The sequence below is a fragment of the Dyella jejuensis genome (assembly GCF_044904675.1).
Taxonomy (GTDB): Bacteria; Pseudomonadota; Gammaproteobacteria; order Xanthomonadales; family Rhodanobacteraceae; genus Dyella_B; species Dyella_B jejuensis.
In genome coordinates this window covers 35,897-55,103 of record NZ_JADIKJ010000015.1, presented here as the reverse complement: position 1 = coordinate 55,103, position 19,207 = coordinate 35,897, and the positions used below count along the sequence as shown (strand labels likewise).

At 57.9% G+C, this 19,207-nt stretch carries 19 protein-coding genes, 1 tRNA gene and 1 pseudogene; 10 read left to right on the top strand and 11 right to left on the bottom strand.

What is annotated here, in order from left to right; translation table 11 throughout:
• The first annotated feature begins 184 nt into the window (after positions 1-184).
• Positions 185-910 (top strand): cytochrome c biogenesis CcdA family protein, encoded by a 726-nt coding sequence (locus ISP15_RS13435; RefSeq protein ID WP_404548049.1) that lies wholly within the window; start codon positions 185-187, stop codon positions 908-910.
• Positions 911-1,128: 218 nt separating this feature from the next.
• Here ISP15_RS13435 and ISP15_RS13430 read toward each other — a convergent pair whose 3' ends face one another.
• A complete protein-coding gene (locus ISP15_RS13430) occupies positions 1,129-2,037 on the bottom strand; it encodes a hypothetical protein (RefSeq protein WP_404548048.1) in 909 nt (302 codons plus the stop codon).
• A gap of 507 nt (positions 2,038-2,544) precedes the next feature.
• A complete protein-coding gene (locus ISP15_RS13425; RefSeq protein WP_404548047.1) occupies positions 2,545-3,495 on the bottom strand; it encodes an SDR family NAD(P)-dependent oxidoreductase in 951 nt (316 codons plus the stop codon).
• 87 nt (positions 3,496-3,582) lie between these two features.
• Between ISP15_RS13425 and ISP15_RS13420 the strand changes: the two genes are divergently transcribed.
• Together ISP15_RS13420 and ISP15_RS13415 are read left to right on the top strand one after the other, a co-directional pair.
• A complete protein-coding gene (locus tag ISP15_RS13420; RefSeq protein ID WP_404548045.1) occupies positions 3,583-4,311 on the top strand; it encodes a TetR/AcrR family transcriptional regulator in 729 nt (242 codons plus the stop codon).
• Positions 4,307-4,577: pseudogene (locus ISP15_RS13415) on the top strand (IS3 family transposase); the annotation flags it as partial. The gene ISP15_RS13420 and the pseudogene ISP15_RS13415, both read left to right, overlap by 5 nt.
• A gap of 58 nt (positions 4,578-4,635) precedes the next feature.
• Here the strand turns inward: ISP15_RS13415 and ISP15_RS13410 are convergent.
• The 3 genes from ISP15_RS13410 to ISP15_RS13400 all read right to left on the bottom strand — a co-directional run bounded on the left by ISP15_RS13410 (position 4,636) and on the right by ISP15_RS13400 (position 7,414).
• Positions 4,636-4,711 (bottom strand) — tRNA-Phe (locus ISP15_RS13410).
• A 312-nt stretch (positions 4,712-5,023) separates the two neighbouring features.
• A complete protein-coding gene (locus tag ISP15_RS13405) occupies positions 5,024-6,547 on the bottom strand; it encodes an aldehyde dehydrogenase (NADP(+)) (RefSeq protein WP_404548044.1) in 1,524 nt (507 codons plus the stop codon).
• Between the two features lie 39 nt (positions 6,548-6,586).
• Entirely contained in the window at positions 6,587-7,414 is an 828-nt protein-coding gene (locus ISP15_RS13400) for an IclR family transcriptional regulator (protein WP_404548043.1), read from the bottom strand.
• Between the two features lie 199 nt (positions 7,415-7,613).
• Between ISP15_RS13400 and ISP15_RS13395 the strand changes: the two genes are divergently transcribed.
• The 7 genes from ISP15_RS13395 to ISP15_RS13365 all read left to right on the top strand — a co-directional run bounded on the left by ISP15_RS13395 (position 7,614) and on the right by ISP15_RS13365 (position 14,129).
• The gene (locus ISP15_RS13395; protein ID WP_404548042.1) at positions 7,614-8,132 is read left to right on the top strand and encodes a nuclear transport factor 2 family protein; all 519 of its coding nucleotides are present in this window, start codon (positions 7,614-7,616) and stop codon (positions 8,130-8,132) included.
• Positions 8,129-8,956, top strand: coding sequence for a fumarylacetoacetate hydrolase family protein (locus ISP15_RS13390; protein ID WP_404548040.1), 828 nt, complete (start codon positions 8,129-8,131; stop codon positions 8,954-8,956). Before ISP15_RS13395 ends, ISP15_RS13390 begins: the two co-directional genes overlap by 4 nt.
• A gap of 5 nt (positions 8,957-8,961) precedes the next feature.
• Entirely contained in the window at positions 8,962-9,324 is a 363-nt protein-coding gene (locus ISP15_RS13385) for a DUF1330 domain-containing protein (protein ID WP_404548039.1), read from the top strand.
• Positions 9,321-10,160: a polysaccharide deacetylase family protein gene (locus tag ISP15_RS13380; protein WP_404548038.1), complete on the top strand. Its 840-nt coding sequence runs from the start codon at positions 9,321-9,323 to the stop codon at positions 10,158-10,160. The genes ISP15_RS13385 and ISP15_RS13380 overlap by 4 nt, the downstream gene beginning before the upstream one ends.
• A 164-nt stretch (positions 10,161-10,324) precedes the next feature.
• On the top strand, positions 10,325-11,632 hold the full coding sequence (locus ISP15_RS13375; protein ID WP_404548037.1) for an MFS transporter: 1,308 nt from the start codon (positions 10,325-10,327) through the stop codon (positions 11,630-11,632).
• Positions 11,633-11,675: 43 nt separating this feature from the next.
• On the top strand, positions 11,676-13,181 hold the full coding sequence (locus ISP15_RS13370; RefSeq protein ID WP_404548036.1) for a carbohydrate porin: 1,506 nt from the start codon (positions 11,676-11,678) through the stop codon (positions 13,179-13,181).
• Positions 13,182-13,364: 183 nt separating this feature from the next.
• Entirely contained in the window at positions 13,365-14,129 is a 765-nt protein-coding gene (locus ISP15_RS13365) for an AAA family ATPase (protein WP_404548034.1), read from the top strand.
• A 256-nt stretch (positions 14,130-14,385) separates the two neighbouring features.
• Here the strand turns inward: ISP15_RS13365 and ISP15_RS13360 are convergent, their stop codons facing one another.
• The 6 genes from ISP15_RS13360 to ftsY form a co-directional block, all read right to left on the bottom strand.
• The gene (locus ISP15_RS13360) at positions 14,386-15,210 is read right to left on the bottom strand and encodes an integrase core domain-containing protein (protein WP_404548349.1); all 825 of its coding nucleotides are present in this window, start codon (positions 15,208-15,210) and stop codon (positions 14,386-14,388) included.
• A 69-nt stretch (positions 15,211-15,279) separates the two neighbouring features.
• Positions 15,280-15,486, bottom strand: a complete 207-nt coding sequence (locus ISP15_RS13355) for a helix-turn-helix domain-containing protein (protein WP_404548033.1) — start codon at positions 15,484-15,486, stop codon at positions 15,280-15,282.
• Positions 15,487-15,597: 111 nt separating this feature from the next.
• Entirely contained in the window at positions 15,598-15,879 is a 282-nt protein-coding gene (locus ISP15_RS13350) for an oxidative damage protection protein (RefSeq protein ID WP_404548031.1), read from the bottom strand.
• Between the two features lie 24 nt (positions 15,880-15,903).
• The gene (gene mutY / locus ISP15_RS13345) at positions 15,904-16,953 is read right to left on the bottom strand and encodes an A/G-specific adenine glycosylase (protein ID WP_404548030.1); all 1,050 of its coding nucleotides are present in this window, start codon (positions 16,951-16,953) and stop codon (positions 15,904-15,906) included.
• Positions 16,950-18,038 carry an AsmA family protein gene (locus ISP15_RS13340; RefSeq protein WP_404548029.1) on the bottom strand — a complete coding sequence of 363 codons (1,089 nt, stop codon included), beginning with the start codon at positions 18,036-18,038 and terminating at the stop codon, positions 16,950-16,952. Before ISP15_RS13340 ends, mutY begins: the two co-directional genes overlap by 4 nt.
• Positions 18,035-19,138 (bottom strand): signal recognition particle-docking protein FtsY, encoded by a 1,104-nt coding sequence (gene ftsY / locus ISP15_RS13335; protein ID WP_404548028.1) that lies wholly within the window; start codon positions 19,136-19,138, stop codon positions 18,035-18,037. Before ftsY ends, ISP15_RS13340 begins: the two co-directional genes overlap by 4 nt.
• Positions 19,139-19,207 lie beyond the last annotated feature (69 nt).

Sequence of the window (19,207 nt, the reverse complement as noted above, 5' to 3'; positions counted from 1 at the left end):
CTGCAGGTGAGTACACCGGGCTATTCGTCACCGTTGTCGCAGCGGTTACAGCAGTAACCGCGACGGGCTTCCGACCGAAAAAGGGAACGTAGAAGCCTGCGGGGTGCGGGCATCAACGCTATTCGGAGCCAGGAATGTCCTTTGACCGTATCTATCCTTCCAATCATCGCGCCGGTTGCCAGCCATGAGTAGCAACCTCAATCCGCTGTTCGCATACGCTGCGGGTGTGCTGACGATTTTGTCGCCGTGCGTGATTCCGCTGGTTCCCATCGTGCTGGGCAGCGCTGCCCAGCGTCATCGCTGGGGACCGCTGGCACTGGCAGTGGGCCTGGTGGCCTCGTTCACCCTGGCCGGTTTTGCGATAGCCACGATCGGCGCATCGATCGGATTGAATGGCGATACGTTGCGCGCCTTTAGCGCAGTGTTGCTATTGCTGGTCGGCATCGTGCTGGCGGTGCCGAAACTGCAGGCATTCTTTGAACACCTGGTGGCGCCATTGGCGAACTGGGCCGGCGAGCGCCAGGCCCGGCTGGAGCGTTTCGGCCTGGCGGGGCAGGCTGGCATTGGCGTATTGCTGGGACTGGTGTGGAGCCCCTGCGTCGGACCGACCCTGGGCGCAGCGACCTTGCTGGCCGCACAAGGCAAGGATCTCGGGCAGGTCGCTTTCGTGATGATGGCCTTTGCCCTGGGCATCGCCACGGTGCTGTTGACCATAGCGCTGCTTGCGCAGAGCGTTTTCGCGCGCTGGCGCGGCAAGCTGATGTCTGCCGGCACGCGCGGCAGGAAAGTGCTCGGCGTACTTATCGTGCTGGTCGGCGTATTCATCCTTACCGGCGCGGATCGGAGCGTGGAAGCCGCAGTCATCGGCGTATTGCCGGACTGGCTGACCCAGCTCACTACGTCGCTTTAATTCGATGGCAGCGGGCAGCCCGGCGCATTCGCCCCGGCAGGCGGCGGCTTCCACGGCGCATGGCACTGGCAACTTGATTTGGATTTGCCGGGATGAGCGATCATGTGCATTCCCCACGTCCCCGAGCAGAAGTTTTTCGACTTGGCACTGATCCGCGGCTGCAAGCGGCGGTGCGGTCAGTTATGCGTTTGCTTAACTCTCGAGGCGATACCGGATTCTCAGGAATGTGTCTTAGAAAGGTGATGCGCTGTAGGGCTGGGCGCAATAACCAGACCAATCACCCATCCCAGGTAGAACCGACAATCGATGGCGTACTCGCCCCAGGTGTAGACGCGCAGCGACTTAACGGCAAATAGTGAAAAGATAGCCTGCAACAGGCCCATTGAAGCGAGCCAGGCGATGGCTATGGCTGCTGTGATCGTGGTGCAGCGCATGAGTGCTTTCGGATCTGCATGCCAACGCATCACGTAAAACCCGCCGAACAAGATAGCCGCGCATGGAATGGTAGTAGTGAAAATATCGATGGCGTACCAGTCGAAAGCGAAGCCGACAGCCACGATGGCAACGAGCGCCAGCAATAGGACAGGTATCGCCGCCCATCGCGCTTCACGCGCAAACATCCACGCGATGGTGATGAAGAACGGAATCCAGGCCCATTGGGAAACTTCCGTAATAGCGTAGACCAGATTGTCCTTCGCCTGGTGGCCGGCGTAAGTGGTTGCCACATAAGTCGTAATGGCATCGTGGACCAAAACGGCAAGCACGGCGAAGCCAAACGCCGTAAACGTAGCGTGGGTGGTGGTCTTGTGTTTATGCGTAAGGTTGATGCTTCCGGCCCGCAGCCTTTCGGTCAGTGGCTCGACAAAAAAAGCGACGATCGCGCCGACCAGCAACGCCGAGCCGACGGTGATCCAATCAAAATGATGCAGGGCGGTCAGAAAGCCTTGCCAGATGAGCTCCGGTGCTGCCGAACATATCGCCACCCAGCTCGCAAAAAAGAACACATGGACGAAGTAGGAAAGTGATGAACCTGACGCTGCCGCTTGCGTGGAAGCAGCCGCATGGCTATGGACTTCTCCCGGCGCCCAGGTAGGGGCGTGCCCCTTCTCGACTGGCGGTTTTTTCATGTCTTCGATCCCCTGCTTTCATGAACGTAACAGTGGTTGAATCACGTAAGCATAGCTGTAGAGCTGCTAACACGAAGTCGTCTATGCCCTGTCATGGCAGGCGCTAATGAGGAGGCTTGTATGGCTGCAAGTCCTTGAAACTGATGGTGGCAGAAGGCCGATTGAGCCGCCGATTAAATGATTTTAAATCGCTAAGCTACCGTTAGTAGAGCAAGAAGGATCGCGCGGGTTTGCCGCAAAAAGCCCCGCGGTTTGTCCTCAATCAGGGGGTGGGCGCCATGCCAAAACGGAAAGTATTCGCCGCTGGCTCAGGGAAAGGGCGGGCGGTGGCATCAGTCGCCTGGACGGGAAGGGAGGTAGATGCGTTACTGGAAGGTCGAAGCTATTCAGAATGAGCGCTCTACGATGCGCGAACAGGCCAAGGCATACTTTCGACTGCGTCGAGGTTTACTACGATCGCCAGCGCCTTCGTACCACTCTGGCTATCTCGGTCCGGTGCAGCTCGAGCTACAACATGTCGCCTGACTGAGTCCGTGATTCAGTGGCAAGATCATTATTCGAAAAGCATACGCCGGTTAATTTCTCAGCTTCTTGCCACAAACGTTCCCGTGATGTTGAGTCATTGGCAAGCGTCGGAATTCCGACGTCGCGTGGAGATGCGAATCGCTGAATAAACCGCGAAGGTGCAATGAGTGTTTTGTCCGTTGGATGATCCATCACTGCCGCGAAAAGGATGTTTTCGGCGACGCGATCAATGGGGTAGCCAATAATGTTGATCAGTGCTCGGCCAAGTGCAGCAACGAAGCCCGAAACGTGTCGCTGCAAATCTGTATTCGCTGTGCCGGGATCAACTGCGACGCTGGTAATGCCTGAGTTGGTTGCCGTCGCACGCCGCTGCAACTCAATGGCAAACATGATGTCGGCGAGTTTGCTGCGAGCATACGCCTTCATGGGTGAATAGCGCTGATGCCTGGCTTGAATATCATCGAGGTCGATGCTGGCGGATTTGAGTCGTCCGACCAGTGCGCTAACCGTAACGACACGGGCGTGGCCTGCCCGCAAAGCTTGTAACAACCCCATCGTCAAAGCGAAATGGCCCAAGAAGTTGGTGCCCATGTGCATCTCGAAGCCGTCTTCTGTAAGCCTGCGCCCGGGCACAGCCATCACGCCAGCTACATTCATGAGCAAATGAATGGGGCGAACGCCCCAGCGAGCTACCAATTCGGTAATGGATGCAAGTGACGCAAGGTCCACTTGTTCGAAGGAATAGTTGCCCCCGTTCGCGCGCAAACGCGCAACCGCCAACGCGCCCTTTACCGGGTCGCGGCCGAGCAGGGTCACGCTTGCCCCTTTGGCCCCCAATTCTTTCGCCACCTGGAATCCGATTCCGCTCGCACCGCCCGTTACCAGAGCCGCGCGTCCGTGCTGGTTTGGCAGGTCTGCAATTGTCCAGCCCATGTGCTTCCTCATTTTGAACAGTTGGGAGTGGCGCGATTTGCCTGCGGTGGCTTGCGCTGGCTGTCGGCCGGCACAATAATGCACTAAGTGCATTATTGCAAGGAGTGTAAATTGAGCGAATTGAGCTTCCCCGACGCAAGCGAAGGTCGCAGAGGACGCAAGCGACGCGAGACTCGCGAAAGAATCGCCAAGGCCGCGATCAAGCTGTTCCTGCGGGACGGGTACGACGCGACAACGGTGGAGGCCATTGCCGAAGCAGCGGATGTGTCACGTCGAAGCTTGTTTCACTACTTTCCAGCGAAAGAAGACGTTCTCTTTGCGAATCAAGAGAATTTCCTCACGGCAGTCGTCGATGAGATAAGAAAACGGCCAGCGGATGAACCGTGGCCGGTGCTCATCGAGCGCGCGATAGCAATTGCCATCGCAGATGCGGCGAGTCCTGAGAACATTGCTATCGATGCGCTGGTTCGTCGTACACCTGCGCTGCAATCGCGTCATCAGCTCAAATATTTACATCTTGAACGTGCTATCGCAGTCACCCTGGGTGAGCGTACCAGTGGGGCGAAGACGCTACGCGCACGCGCTGAATTGTTAGCGGCCGTTGTCGTTGCGGGCTTTCGAATCGCAGCGCAAAAGCCTGGAGATGAGAGCGTCCGTGATTCAGGTAATACTCGACACGACGTCGAGCGCGAATTTCACGCCTTTTGGAAAAGCCTGCGTGATTTCGGCGAAGCCGGACTAGGGTTTGGCAACAGGCTGGGTGTGAGGCCTTTGGCTTCAAGGCGATCCGTAAAAAAAGAACCAGGGAAAAAGTAGCAGTCGTATGCTGCGTGATCTGCTGGGTCGTGACCGCCTCGTGGTGGGTCGCAAGCATGTGACCATACTGATGTGCCGGATGGGCATCGAGGCGCTTTATCGCAAGCCCGACACCAGCCGTCGGCATCCTGCCTGCCGGATCTATCCGTACTTGTTACGCGGTGAGGGTCACCGCGTCCCATCAGGTCTGGGTCGTGGACATCAGTTATATCCCGATGGCACAGGGCTTCGTCTATTTTGCGGCGTTGATCGACTGGTATAGCCGCATGTACAACGAAAAAGCCCCGCAACGGCCAGGTGCCGTTGCGGGGCTTAAGTTTTCAATGGTGGCCGGGGACGGAATCGAACCGCCGACACGGGGATTTTCAATCCCCTGCTCTACCAACTGAGCTACCCGGCCAGGGTATCGCGTGGAGCCGACAATTAAAGCGGAGCCGCTTCCTTCCGTCAAGGCTTTTTTCCCGTCTAGGCCGCGCCACGCTTAGGGTTGCGCCCAAGCCCCTGAAACCAAGATAGATCATCTTGGTCGCCGTAAAGGGGCGCCATCGCTGCGAGGAAGATTTGACTGAACGACTCCTCTCTGGCCGCCAAAAACCGTGGGATCGGGGGCCACAAGGGCGCCGAGCCCCAGCCGTGCATGTTGCTAAGCACGAGAAAGTCGCAGTGAGTAAGGAGGCTAGTGGCCGTCAAAATAGCAGCACCAAATTAACGCCTACGCCTCACGCCTCGGAAATTTCAGCGGGTTCTCTTCCTTCAAAGATGTCGGAAGGAGCGAGTCTGGAAAATCCTGATAACAAATTGGCCTTAGAAAACGATCGATGGCCATCGATCCAACGGACGTCGTGCGTGTGTCAGAGGTTGCGGGGAAGGGGCCACCATGCACCATCGCATGGCAGACTTCGACGCCTGTGGGCCAACCGTTGACCAAGAGACGACCACACCGATCTTCCAGCACAGGCAACAGTTGCTTTGCATCGTCATAGTCCTCATCAGCCAGATGAAGCGTGCTCGTCAATTGGCCTTCCATGTCGCGTGCCAAAGCCACCATTGTCTCCACGTTAGGGCAACGCACAATGACGGAGCTCGCACCAAACACTTCTTCACGAAGCTCGCTGTTCTTGCGAAATACCTCTGCATTGGTCGCAAAGATCGCTCCCTGACCTTGGTTGACGCCTTCACTGGCACAACCGCGGGCGAGCTGTTCTACACCTTCACTTGAAGCGATGCGTTCAACGCCTGTCTCATATGAGCGATGTATTCCCGCAGTGAGCATCGTTGCTGCACGTGTCTTAGAAAGTGCTTCGATAGCGGCTTGCTCGAAGCGAGTGAGATCTGGGCCATCTACCGCGAAAACGATACCTGGATTGGTGCAAAACTGTCCCGCCCCCATTGATAAGGAGCTAATGAAAGCTTCGCCCAACATTGCCGCTCGATCGCGCAACGCGCCAGCCATCAAAAAAACGGGATTAACACTGCTCATTTCCGCATAAACGGGAATGGGTTCTCGCCGTGCCGCGGCCACTGCAACAAGGGCTAACCCTCCTGCGCGAGAGCCTGTAAAGCCGACTGCCTTGATGCGCGAATCATTGACGAGCAGGGTTCCCAACTCATTCCCCTGGCCCGTCAGATGTTGAAAGACGCCTTCGTGTAAGCGGCAAGCCTCGATGGCGCTGCGAATGGCAGACGCCACCAAAAGACTTGTTCCCGCATGGGCCGGATGGGCTTTTAAGACAACCGGACAACCGGCAGCTAATGCCGATGCGGTATCGCCACCCGCGGTCGAAAATGCCAATGGAAAGTTTGAAGCGCCAAAGACTGCAACGGGTCCCAAGCCCACCTTCCTGAGTCGCAGATCAGAACGTGGCAGGGGCTCGCGTCGGGGCATGGCGTGGTCGATCCGAATGTCTGCCCAGGAGCCTTCGCGCACGACATCGGCAAATATCCGCAACTGATTAACAGTGCGAGCGCGTTCGCCCGTAATTCTGGCAACGGGGAGTCCTGTTTCTGCGGACGCCATCTGAATTAACTGGTCACCAAGCCCGATGATATTTTCAGCAATTAACTCCAAGAATGCGGCGCGCAGGTCAGGGCTGCTCTCGCGATAGATCGGGAATGCATGCGCAGCCAGATGACAGGCCTTTTCAACATCTTCTAGGCCTTGGGAAGGGTAGTCAGTGTTGAGTGTCTGTCCCGTTGATGGATTGATGCTGCGGAAGGTTGCCGTCGGCGCGTTCATTATCACGTTCCTTATCATTAGGATTGCACGTCGATATGTTTAAATGCGATGGCGCAACGCTTCGCAGATGTGAGTGAGTGTCTGACGAATTTCTAGCTTACGTTTGGTAGTCAGAAGTTCTCGTTGAGCACTGATGCTCACAGCGACGAAGCCGCCGTCAACGTGTGGAGTAGGTAAGGCCGCGGCAACACAACATAAGCCGATGATGGTTCCTTCCTCATCATGCGCAATACCTTGATTGCGAACCTCCGCGATTTCCTGTTGCAACTTGGCTTTTGAAATGACCGAGCGAGGGGTGAGTTTGGGAAGTTGCCCGACCGATGCGAGCCATTGTTCGAGCTGCGTTTCTGGCAACGTGGCCAATAGCGCTTTTCCGCATGCCGTGCAGTTGGCGGGGACGCGGCGACCAATGCCTCCGCCGAGGCCTAGCCGCAAACCGCTATTGCAGTCTTGCAGCGCCAAATAGACGGTATCGAACTTATCGTCAATGACCGCCAACTGGATGACAGCGCCTAGTTCCGGCGGCACGCTTCTGCAGGCGTCATAGAATTCGCCAACGATGTTGACGCTCGACACGTAGGCTGAACCAAGTTGGACGAGCTTGCGTCCCAACTGAAAGCCTTCGCGTGAACGTCGAAGCAGTTGGCCTTCCACCATCGCCCCGCAAATATTGAAAACGCTGGACTTGGGAATCCCGAGTTGTTGTGTGATTTCCACGACGGTGAAAGGGCGGCGAGGGGCTGCTTCCAGCAGCGCAAGAATCTGCATCGCACGATCGAGCGCTGGCACAAGTGCGCGTGCGCCGCTGTTCGCAGGAAGTTCGACCTTTATCGGGCTTTTTCTGGTCGCAAGTTTGGTCGTGGTCATGATTTCTCCTGGCGAGTGCGGCGAAACAACAAGCGTCTGCAAAGCACACTTTTTGATCGCGCTCCTATCGTGATGGTTGCGGGCGCGAGTCGATTGTAGATTCCAGCCTATTGGAATGCAATACAGGATATTGACTATCGACATTGTTAGACGTAACGTCGTCCAGCATAAGGGCACGTTTACTTGAGGGATTGATTCGATGGTGCAAGCAAATCACAACGACGCCATCCACGATGCTGGTCGCATCGACGCGCTGATTCGTCGCTACTTTCAGGCCTGTAACGATGCTGACGTCCAGGGCATGTTGGGATGCTTTACGTCTGACGCCGTGCATTACTTCCCGCCCGGCATGTATGAAGGACCGTTTCGCGGCGCACAAAAAATTGCCGAGCGTTGGCGACAGGCGGTGCATACACTTGGTTCGTATTGGACTGTCGATCGTTTGTTGATCGAACCCGCCTCATTGCAGGCGGTGATGGAGTGGACGCACTTCAAGACCAAGCAAGACAAGCTGCTTCGTGGCATCGAATGGTATGAGTTAGATGGTAAGAGCGGGTTGATCAAAGAAATCCGCGCGTATTACGCCACGCCGCAACCCGCGGATGGTGATCGCTTCGAGCTGGGTGGATTTGACTACGTCGGGCGTGAGTATCCCTCCGCGCCGCCGGCGGGAGCGCGTCCGTCCAGCGATAGCGCCAAGACAGGAGATCGTTTGTGAGTATTGTTGAAACCCGTCGAATCGTGCTGCAAGGCACGACGGTCGAAGTATTGCGCGATGGCGATGTGCTGCGTGCGCCAGATGGCCGAACGGTGCGCGCGGACGAAGCGATTCACTTACCACCGTGCGTGCCTACCAAAATCATTTGTGCGCATCTCAATTTCATGAATCGTGTGGTGGAGTTGAAAACCATATCGCCCGATACGCCTTCTTACTTCCAAAAGCCTACGTCAGCCCTGAACAGCCACAAGGGGCAGGTGGTGCGCCCACAAGGGTGCAAGTACCTTAACTATGAGGGCGAAGTGGGGATCGTTGTGGGACGCACGTGCCGCAATGTTCGTATGGCCGATGCAGAGCACTATATCGAGGGCTACACGATTGCCAACGATTTCGGTCTGCATGATTTTCGTGAAACCGATCGCGGCTCCATGGTGCGCGTTAAAGGCGCCGATACATTGGGTCCGCTTGGCCCTGGTTTGGTGCGTGGATGGCATCCTGAAGGAAAGGTCCTGCGCACTCGCGTTAACGGAAAAGTGATGCAAGAAGCATCACTTGATGATTTGATTTGGAGCATGGCGTATTTGCTCGCGGATCTATCCCGCACCCATACGTTCTTCCCCGGCGATGTGATTCTGACGGGCACGCCTGCGAACTCTCGTCCGGTGCAGCCCGGTGATGTGGTCACCGTCGCCGTTGATGGCTTGGGCGAATTGGAAAACCATATTGTCGAGGGCGCGTCGGGAATTTCCAATGAGTGTGGATCGCCCCCTGTCGATAGTGTTGTAGTGCGCGGTGTGGCTTTAGGTGAAGGCTTGAAGGAATAAGTGCAATGACCGACGACGCCGAACGCAAGAGAATGAAAGCCTTCGTCATCGCTGAGCGATTGAAGGAATGGGACACAAGCGTCTTTGCAACTTACGGGCCGCTTGCTGCTGCGTCCATCGCTAAGTTCGGCGGTCGTTACTTGGCACTGTCTACGGCGATTGTGTCGTTGGAGGGGCCCTCTCCACCGCTTGCGATCGGTGTTATTGAGTTTCCGAGTGTTGAACAGGCGCGAAACTGGTATGCGTCCAATGAGTATCAGGACGCGGCATTAATCCGACGCAGTGGTGCAGAAAATCGCTTTATCTTGGTCGCCGAGGACGCGGCAGCCCATTTGGTTCCGCAACTTGCTCAGGTGGACGACGAATGATGAAACATGTGGGTATTCCTCTTCCTTCAGGTAAACGAGTGGCGGTGTGCATCACCGTATTGTTGGAGACGTGGTCCGAAGGCAATGCGCCGAGCTATTCCGTTCAAACGACACCGTTAAAACCTGGCACGGTGAATCATGCGGGTATTTCGTGGGCGAGCTACGGTGCACGCGAAGGTGTTTGGCGTATCCTGCGAACCCTTGATCGTCATAAATCGCAGGCAACGTTTTTTACCAGTGCTCGATGTGTGGAAGATTACCCTGCTTCAGTGCGTGGCGTGGTGGCAGCCGGTCATGACATCGCTGGACATGCGTATACGCAAGATGGATTACTGACTTATTTGGATGCCGAGGAGGAGCGCGCGACAATCCATCGGTCGCTCGACCTACTCAATTCCGTGTCGGCGCGCCCTGTCACTGGATGGTTAAGTCCCGTGCTGGCATTCACGCCACGCACTCCTGAATTTTTGGCTGAGGCAGGTTTAACTTGGCACAGCGATGTTAATTACGCCGATCTGCCCCATGCCATTACCACGCCATCGGGTCAGTTAATAGCCATTCCCAATAGCGACTTCACTGACAACCGTGTGTTGCGAGGGAGCCCTCGTGATTGGGTGGACGTGTATACCCATACGATCGATTTTCTTCGCGAACATGAGCCAGGTTCATTTTTGGCGATAGCGTTGCATTGTCAGTTCGGGGGGCGGCCCATGATGGTGGCTGCACTGAACGACATACTCGCTTATTACAACCGCCTTTCAGACGTCTGGATTGTGAGCCATGAGACGATGGCGAAGCACATCATCCAGCAAGGACAAAGTATGGAGTCAGCATGATCCCAACTCACATGATGCGGCGCGCGTAGCCGAGTTATTCCTATAAATGTCAATCTTGGCAATCCGGAGAAACTGTGCCGGCACAGGGACGTTTTGTGTCAAAAAACTGAAAGTCCACGCATCAAAGAACCCATTAGAGGTTCTTGAGCAAGGGGAGAAGTGCAATGTTCGGTTGGTATGTCGATTTATCCAAACAGGAAAAGCGCACCTTCTGGGCGTGCTTTTCTGGCTGGAGTCTGGATGCCATGGACGCTCAGCTCTTCAGCTTTATGGTGCCTGCGTTGATGGCCACTTGGCACATCAGCAAGACACAGGCGGGATCGTTGGGCACCGCTGCACTCATTGCAACCGCGATCGGTGGTTGGTTATGCGGCATCTTGGCTGATCGCATCGGACGCTTGCGTGTTCTGCAATTCACCGTGCTTTGGTTTGCCGCCTTTTCGGCGTTGGCTGGCTTTGCACAAAATTATGACCAACTTCTCGTGCTTCGCTTTCTACAAGGACTGGGGTTTGGCGGTGAGTGGGCCGCTGGCGCTGTCTTGATGGGCGAGATCATCCGCCCAGAGCATCGGGGCAAAGCAGTGGGCTGCATCCAAAGTGGTTATGGCGTGGGTTGGACGCTTGCAACGTTGATCTCCACTGCCGCTTTTTGGCTGATGCCGCAAGCGATGGCGTGGCGGGCACTATTTTGGTTTGCCGTGACACCTGCAGTGCTCGTGATCTTCCTGCGTCGGCACTTGCAGGAACCTGAGGTGTTCAAGAAAACGCGGGCAGCCGAAGCACAGCGTGGAGTAGGGGCGCCAGGCATGCTCGCGATTTTTCAAGCCGATATTGTGCGAACCACTGTGTTGGCTTCTCTTCTGGCATTGGGTGTCATTGGGGCAGGAAGCGCGGTAATTCCGTGGCTGCCCACGTATATGAAGACCGCACGCCATCTATCCGGGGTGGATGTGGGTATCTACATGACGACGGTAACGATCGGGTCATTCTTTGGGTTTGTTGGAAGCGCTTATTTAACCGATTTGATTGGGCGCCGTAGAAATTTTCTGTTGGCGTCCGTCGTGTCGTGGATGGTGATGCTGGCTTATCTGTTTCTGCCGCTCAACAACGCGGCGCTGGCGATCGTGAGTTTTCCTGTGGGCTTCTGCTTGGGTGCCACTTACAGCACATTGGGACCGTATTTCACCGAACTGTTTCCGACAGCCATTCGTGGTGCAGGGCAGGCTTTTGCCTATAACTTTGGCAAAGGCGTTGGTGCCTTATGTGTGGTGCTGGTGGGGATGCTTGCCGAGCACCTTCCCCTAAGTCAAGCCATTGGCATCTTTACGCTTGCGGGTTACACCCTGGCCATCATCGCCACCTTACTTCTCCCCGAAACGCGCGGTATAGCGCTCGTTTCCGGACAAGCGTCAACTACGCGAACGGCGCCGTCCATCACGACCCACACATCGTCGTCTTCGCGTTCCGCCTGAGCAATCGCTCACACCATTCACCACATTCTCGGAGGGAGAATCCATGACGTGCAAACGTTCGTCTCCTGTATTGCTGCGTCGAAAGCTGTTCATCACCGTATCGATCGCACTGTTCGTGGTTGCCGGTTCTGTAGCGGCTGAAGATGCGCCCCTACTTTTGCTTGATAACGCATCCCAGAGCGCGCCGCCTTCTCAGGTGGTTTCACCCAAAACAGGTGCTACGACCGATTCCCAGGAAAGTCCCAACTATTTATTTAATTGGCAATCAGTAGGGAGATCTGATGGACAGGCCATGGCCGACCATGGGATCTACCTGCACGGCTTCTACCAACAGGCATACATGAATGTCACCGGTGGAGGTAATTCGCAGCGTTCAAATTGGCTGGGATTGGGTTACTTCGGTTTCGACGTCGACACTGAAAAAGCGTTTGGCCTGAAAGGTGGCATGTTCGATTTCACGTTGTCTACGCAAGCCGGCACGACTGCGAACGCCGGGCGATCCACCGGTTCCCAGGCGCTTGTGCCCTGGGGGTTTGGGGATGAAGTGCGTCTCGTTGACTTCTATTACGATCAAAGCATGTTCCATGGCGTGGTGCACATCACCGCTGGTCGCATGAATCAGTTGTCGAATCTGCCTGGTTTATCGCCCGGATTCCACGTGATGCCTTGGCTTTGCACGTTTTGGAGCAACTCATGTGGCACCCCTCATGCGTATAACTTCAACGCGAGCCATCCGGGTTATCAGGTCGGCACGTGGGGTGGCGTGATCACCGTTCACCCTGCGCCTTATTGGTATGCCAAAGTGGGTGTGATTGAAAATGAGCCCAGCGAACAAGTGTTGTCGATTCACAACGGCTGGCCGGGTCGCGATTGGGGTTTGGATGCCGCGGCTGGCGCGTTCATTCCCGCTCAGGTGGGTTATCTCACTACGCTCGCATCTTCATTGTATCCGACCAATTTCCATATCGGTGGTTACTACGACACCGCGTCGTATGCAGATAAGTTTTACAACGACGAAGGCGAGCCAATTCTGACGCATCCCGGCAAGCCTGACATGCATGACAAAGCCGTAGGCATGTTTGCGGGGATCACGCAAACAGTGTGGCGTTTTAGCGACGATCCACACAGTGCGCGTGGGATGGCGCTATTCGCGTCAGGGGACTGGGACGCTACCGGTTATAGCGATGATCGTGAGCAGATTGAAGGCGGTTTCCTGATTACCGGCCCATTCGCATCCCGCGCTGCCGATTCGTTGAACTTCTTGGTGTCGTTTCAGGAATTCGATTCGCGCTTGAAAGCCGCGCGTGAGCTACTTGCTGCCGCACATGGCATTTCTTACACCATGAAGGATCAGACAGGTGTGGAGCTCAATTACGGCATCGCGCTTTCACCGGGTTTTGTGTTTTACCCTTATGTTCAATACGTGTTGCACCCAGATCAATTGCAATTGGCGGTGCCCAATCCGCGTGACACGCATGCTACGGTCGTTGGCTTCCGCATGACATTTCGCTTTGACACGATGGTCGGCTTTCCACAACCTAGCGGTTAACGCTGGTTTGGAATCTGAGTGACTTAATCATAAGGTCGCCACAGGGACGGTGGCGACGTAACGGCTTAGGTTTGAGCGCACACAAGCCGCGCCCGCTCCAAGATCTATGGGTTATCAGCGTTTCAAAGGGCCGGAACCCGCGGCTCATGATCTGTTTTAAAATCTGTTACTAAAAGAGATTGAATGAGCCGCGAGCATCCCTTTTCCAGGGAAGTGACCCAAAACATTGATGGGGCGGCGGTGAGTAGCAACGTCCATGCAAGGTCGTGCCACAATCACCCCGTGTCTACCAAATCATCTCGCGCCATTCGCCCCGATCTCGCCGAACCATGGCATCGAGAAAACTTGCATGCTCGTTACGATTACCACACGGAGATCACGGGGCCCGAGGCCGCACTGATCCTGGGATGGTCCGCTGACCAACTCAAAACACATGGCGGACACCCTCACCGTGTCTCGGATCCTTCGACATGCGGAAAAGGGGCCAAGGTCGTGCTGATGGGCGACGCGCAACAGTTGTCACCGGTGGCGGCGGGTCAGGCTTTCCGTCTGTTTCGGGATGCCTTGGGAGAGGTCGAACTCACTGAAATCCGCCGGCAAAAAGATGTGCAGGACGTTCGCACGTCCGAAGTCTTTATATATGCGCATGCGGGGAAGGAACGAGGAGCTGTGTCGCGGGATGCCGAACAATCGCTTGGGGCAGGCATCCTGGCCCGCTTGGAAGCAAGAGGTCGGATTGAGCGAACGGACACGAAGGTCGAAGCCATGGCGCAATTGGTGCAGGACTACTTCGACTCGCCGTTGGAACCCGCCGATAAATTGGTCATGGGCAGCACCAACGCGGATGCGGCTCAGCTCAACCGAGTGGTCCGCGAACGATTGATCGCTGGGGGCCTTTTCATCCGAAAATCATCCAGTGCGGTTGAAGCAAGGGCGGCGCCGGATTGAAATGTCTTTGGCGGTGGGTGATCGCCTTCGATTTGGACGGCTAAACGAAGATCTGGGCGTGACCAACGGAACCCTGGGCATCGTCGAGGGCATCCGGGCCACGGTCAAAGGCTCATTGATGCTGCGCGTCCGTTTAGATGAGGCCAACAGCCTGGTCAAATTGGACACCGCAACTTATGGTGACCTTGATTACGCATATGCGCGCACCGTTGACCGTGCGCAGGGCGCCACCGTCACCCAGTCGTTCTTTCTGGCGTCAGCAGAACGCATGGATGTGCATCTGGGTCTGGTCGCGGCCACACGTCATCAAGAGCAGTTCAAGCTCTATGCCACAGAAGGTGACTTGGAACTCATCGAAGAACGCTTGGGTGTGGAACGCTTGCGCGTGAACGCGATTGAAGAATGTATTGGGCCAGTACATCCTGCACTGATGGCCAAGCTGTTGGGCGAGTATATCGAGGGGAGTGAGCAAGGCGATGCCGTGATGAGGGCGTTCGGCGTTGTACCAATGGAGCCAGGCGAAGAGTCGTTCGTTGAAGGCGTGGATGTCGGCGAACAAGAGATCCTCGTGGTAGTCGACGAACTCCTCCTGGATGGTGCGGTTGAATCGTTCGCAATGGGCATTCATTTTCGGCGTGCGCGGGCTGGTGTGCCAATGCGTCAGGTCGCAAGCGACGGTGGCGTCGTGGAAGTGCCTGGTGAACTCGCCGCCGTTGTCGGAGAGGATGCGGCGTATGGGGATGGGGAGCACGATCTGCGCACATCGCAGGGTCAAGGCGGCATGGGCACTGGTACGGGTGCGGAACGCGAGGGCGAAGCTGAAGCGGCTAGCCAGGTCGATGCAGGTGATGAGATACCTTGCCAGGCCGTCCTTGCGGCGTTCAATGGTGTCAGTGCCACGCAGTCGCCGGGACTCTCGGGTCGATAGCCTTTGGGCTTGCGGGTGCGTGGTTGACGCAGGACACGGCCTTGTGGGAAGCGCGAGACCCGGCGTGGCGCATGGCGCATCGTGTCCGGTGCGTCGGCGATCAGTCGGCCGATGGTACGTACGCAGGGGCAGCGTTGCCCTTGTCGGCGGCACCACGTTGCCAGGAACGGGTGGAGTTTTTCCTTGCCCAGGTTGGGGTGTTCGGTTCGCAACCGACGCAATTCAGCCAGCAGTGCGGCGGGCCAGTGCCGTTGGCGCAAGCGGTGCGGCCGTGTACTTGAGGGCGCACACGCCGCCGGCGTGCAGTCGCTGTCGCCATGCATACAGCGTACGGCGGGATACGCCGAAGGCTTCCTGCGTGGCGAGGAGTCCGTGCTTCTCCCAGAAGCACACGATCCGGTATCGCTGCTGCGCGTCGGCACTGATCATGCTCCACCAAAGAGCACGATCTGCCACCGCGTAAAAGCCTTTTACCCGGTACCCAATCCGCCGTATCCGCATGCTGCACCCTCCGGTTGGGAGTGCAGAATGTTTCTGGCCTCAGTCAGACTCGGCGTCGGGCGCTACGAAGCCTTCCGGTGGCTTTGCGTCGCCGCCGAACAGGAATTTTTCCATCTCGCCGCTCAGGAGCTGGCGGGATTTCGGTTCTAGCGGGTTGAGGCGGTATTCGTTGATCAGCATGGTCTGGTGGGCCAGCCACTGTTGCCATGCCGGTTTGGAAATTTCGGCGTAGATGCGCTGGCCCAGCGGGCCGGGCCAGGGGGCGAAGTCCAGGCCTTCGGCGTCGATGCCGAGCTTGGCGCAGTGGATCGTGCGGCTCATTGGTAGGTCTCTTGGCGTGATGGGTTACGGTTCGGCTGGTTCCGGCAGCGCCATCAGCAGCGTGCGCACCGGCGCGGGCAGGCCGAGCGCTGGCAGGTCCGCAATGGCGCACCAGCGCAGGTCGCCATTATCGGCGATGGCAAGCGCGGGTGCGGCGCCGTCAAACAATAATGGCTGGATGTGCAGGCGGTAATGGCTGAAGACGTGCATGAATGGAGTAAGCGCTTGTGCGTCGTCGATCCGTGCGCGACGTTGTGCTTCGCGCCATGCGCTGTCGCTGTCTTCGGCTTCGGGCAGGCTCCACAGTCCCGACCATACGCCTTGTGCGCCACGTCTTTGCAACATCACTCGGCCGTTTTCGTCGCGCAGGATCAGCATCATGGTGCTGCGCGTGGGGATGGCTTTGCTCGGCTTGGGCGTGGGCAACTGCGTCGTGAGGTGGTCGCGATGGGCGACGCATCCTTCGCGCAGGGGGCAGACGCCGCATAGCGGGCGTGTGCGCACGCATACCGTTGCGCCGAGGTCCATGATCGCTTGCGTGTAGTCGGCGATGCGCTCGGCGGGCGTGTGTGCATCGGCGTGTTGCCACAGCCGTTTTTCTACCTCCCGTTCGCCTGGATGACCAACGATGCCGTGATAGCGTGTCAGCACGCGCTTTACGTTGCCGTCGAGGATGGGAAAGCGCAGCCCATGGGCCTGGGCGAGAATCGCGCCCGCGGTGGAGCGGCCAATGCCCGGCAATGCGGCGAGCGCGTCGAAGTCGCGTGGCAGTTCGCCGGCATGCTGTTCCACGCAAAGCTGCGCGGCGCGATGCAGGAACCGCGCGCGCCGGTAGTAGCCAAGTCCCGACCATAGCGCCAGTACGGTGTCTTCGTCGGCGGCGGCAAGCTCGCTTAGCGTGGGCAGGCGCGTGACGAAGCGCTGGAAGTAGGGGACGACGGTAGCAACCTGCGTCTGCTGCAGCATGATTTCCGACAGCCACACCCGGTAGGCGTCGCGCGGATGCTGCCAGGGCAGGTCGTGGCGACCATGGCGGTCGAACCATTCGAGCAAGGCGCAGGCGAACGCAGTCACTGCGGCGGCACGATAGGTTTGGCGGGAGCGGTGGCGCTTCCGGCACTGGCCGGCACGGCGTCACCGGTTTGCACACTCAGCCCTTCGACGTGGACCTTGCCGATATCGAGTGTCGCCATATCCACTTGCCCACTGCCGGGTGGCGCGGACAAATGTGGGCCTTGCGGATTGGCCAACTGGTTCCACCACTTCGCCAGCGCCAAGGGTGGCAATTGCAGGTCGACGTGGTTGTCCTTGCCGAGCAAGATCAGGTGCAGCAGCAAAGGCGTGCTTTCGCCGGCCGGCCTAAGCAACACGGCAGCATCATAGTTGCCTTGCTCGGCCAGGTAGAACTTGCCGCGCAGTTGCAGCGAAGCGTTGGCGGCTCCCATCCAGCGTGCCTGCCCGGTGAGATGCAAGGCAGTAGCGCTGCTATCGGAGGCATGCACGTTGATGCGGTCCAGGCGCAGCGCGCCATTGGCGATGCTCGGCATGCTGGATATCTGCAATTGCAGCGGCGTGCCGTCGGTTTCCTTGGCCGAAAGGTTCACCCAGAAAACCTTCGCGGGCGCCAGCCGGCCGGTATCGAGCGAAACATCGCTCAGCCATTCGCTGTTGTTTTCCACCACACTGCCATTGCGGATGCGCACGCCGGTAGCGATACGCGGGATCTGTTCCGGCACATTGGCCGACTGTGGCGGCAGGCTCATCAACCACGCTTGCAGGGCGTCCAGGTCCACGCGGGGGGAATTGATCTGCATGCGCGAAATCATCATCGGTCCGCCGAACAGCGTGCGCCAAGGCAACACCAGTTTGCCGTTGGCGGCCAGCAGGATCGGCAGGTTGGGCGAAGTGCCCGTGCCGGTATCGCGCGCGGTCAGCGTAATGCCCATCAATTGCAGGGCCGGGCGTGGAAACAAGGTAGGGCTTGCCGGGCTGGACAGCGTCAACTGCAGGCCCGCGTCATTGGCCTGTTCCTGCAGCATGACGGTAAAGCGATCCGGCTGCAGCAGTAAATACAGGGCGATCACCACGGTAAGCACGATGCCGCAGAGCACGCTCGCGCAGACGATCAACAGCAGTCGCAGCGGGCGGGCCAGGATCATTCCGGGTGCGAGAAATCGGCGGGAAGCAGGCCGTCGACGTAGGCTTGGGCTTCGAACACGCGCAGGTCGGTAGCGGTCTCGCCCAGGCCGACGAAGCGGATTGGCAAGCCGAACTCGCGCGCCAGCGCGAACACCACGCCGCCTTTGGCCGTACCGTCGAGCTTGGTAACCACCAGCCCGGTCACGCCCACGACCTGGCGGAACTGGCGTACCTGGCTGATCGCGTTCTGGCCGGTGGTGCCGTCGATCACCATCAGCACTTCGTGCGGCGCATTGGCATCCAGCTTCTTGAGTACGCGCGCGATCTTGCCCAGTTCATCCATCAAGCCGCCTTGCGTGTGCAGGCGGCCGGCGGTATCGGCAATCAATATATCGGCCTGGCGCGAACGCGCGGCTTGCAGGGCATCGAAGATCACGCTGGCGGAGTCGGCGTCCTGGCCTTGCGAAATCACCGGCACCTGGTTGCGCTCGCCCCAGGTCTTGAGCTGCTCGACGGCGGCAGCACGGAAGGTATCGCCGGCGGCCAGCAGCACCTGGTGGTTTTCGTCGCGCCACCGGCGCGCGAGTTTGCCGATGGTGGTGGTCTTGCCAACGCCGTTGATGCCGACCGTCAGCACCACGAACGGTTTGTGGCCGCTGATTTCCAGCGGCTTTTGCACCGGCTTGAGCAGGGCGACCAGTTCCTGGCGCAGCGCCTGCAACAGTACGCCGGCGTCGGCGAATTCCCGCTTGTGCATGCGCTTGCGCAGGTTTTCCACCAGGGAGGTACTGGCTTCGATGCCCACGTCGGCGGTGATCAGCGTGGTTTCCAGTTCGTCCAGCAGGCTGTCGTCCAGCTTGGGATGGCGGGAGAACAGCGAGCTGAGGCCACGGGCAAAGGTGCTGCCGGAAAGCCGTTCGCGCCAGCCGCGCCTGGCCGGCGGCGTGATCGCTGTTTCGGCTGCGACGACAGGGATATCGGCCAAGGGAGCATCAGCCACGGGAGCATCAGTAATATCGAGCGGCGCAGGTGCCGGGGCGGCCGCGGGGGCCTGATCTGCCGTTTCCTGCGCATCCCCGACACCGTCATCGGTGGGCTTTTTCTTCCAGAACTTGAGCATGGGGGACATGATTCGAAGACAATGCCTACATGCTAACACCCACTCCCGTACTGCCCGCTGAGGGCGCGG

Bases quoted from the DNA above. Each gene is read 5' to 3' on its own strand.
- ftsY (WP_404548028.1), bottom strand. From the start codon at position 19,138: ATGCTCAAGTTCTGGAAGAAAAAGCCCACCGATGACGGTGTCGGGGAT.
- ISP15_RS13340 (WP_404548029.1), bottom strand. From the start codon at position 18,038: ATGATCCTGGCCCGCCCGCTGCGACTGCTGTTGATCGTCTGCGCGAGC.
- ISP15_RS13365 (WP_404548034.1), top strand. From the start codon at position 13,365: ATGAGCCGCGAGCATCCCTTTTCCAGGGAAGTGACCCAAAACATTGAT.
- ISP15_RS13350 (WP_404548031.1), bottom strand. From the start codon at position 15,879: ATGAGCCGCACGATCCACTGCGCCAAGCTCGGCATCGACGCCGAAGGC.
- ISP15_RS13395 (WP_404548042.1), top strand. From the start codon at position 7,614: ATGGTGCAAGCAAATCACAACGACGCCATCCACGATGCTGGTCGCATC.
- ISP15_RS13435 (WP_404548049.1), top strand. From the start codon at position 185: ATGAGTAGCAACCTCAATCCGCTGTTCGCATACGCTGCGGGTGTGCTG.
- ISP15_RS13355 (WP_404548033.1), bottom strand. From the start codon at position 15,486: ATGATCAGTGCCGACGCGCAGCAGCGATACCGGATCGTGTGCTTCTGG.
- ISP15_RS13425 (WP_404548047.1), bottom strand. From the start codon at position 3,495: ATGGGCTGGACAATTGCAGACCTGCCAAACCAGCACGGACGCGCGGCT.
- ISP15_RS13430 (WP_404548048.1), bottom strand. From the start codon at position 2,037: ATGAAAAAACCGCCAGTCGAGAAGGGGCACGCCCCTACCTGGGCGCCG.
- ISP15_RS13375 (WP_404548037.1), top strand. From the start codon at position 10,325: ATGTTCGGTTGGTATGTCGATTTATCCAAACAGGAAAAGCGCACCTTC.
- ISP15_RS13370 (WP_404548036.1), top strand. From the start codon at position 11,676: ATGACGTGCAAACGTTCGTCTCCTGTATTGCTGCGTCGAAAGCTGTTC.
- ISP15_RS13405 (WP_404548044.1), bottom strand. From the start codon at position 6,547: ATGAACGCGCCGACGGCAACCTTCCGCAGCATCAATCCATCAACGGGA.
- ISP15_RS13385 (WP_404548039.1), top strand. From the start codon at position 8,962: ATGACCGACGACGCCGAACGCAAGAGAATGAAAGCCTTCGTCATCGCT.
- ISP15_RS13380 (WP_404548038.1), top strand. From the start codon at position 9,321: ATGATGAAACATGTGGGTATTCCTCTTCCTTCAGGTAAACGAGTGGCG.
- ISP15_RS13400 (WP_404548043.1), bottom strand. From the start codon at position 7,414: ATGACCACGACCAAACTTGCGACCAGAAAAAGCCCGATAAAGGTCGAA.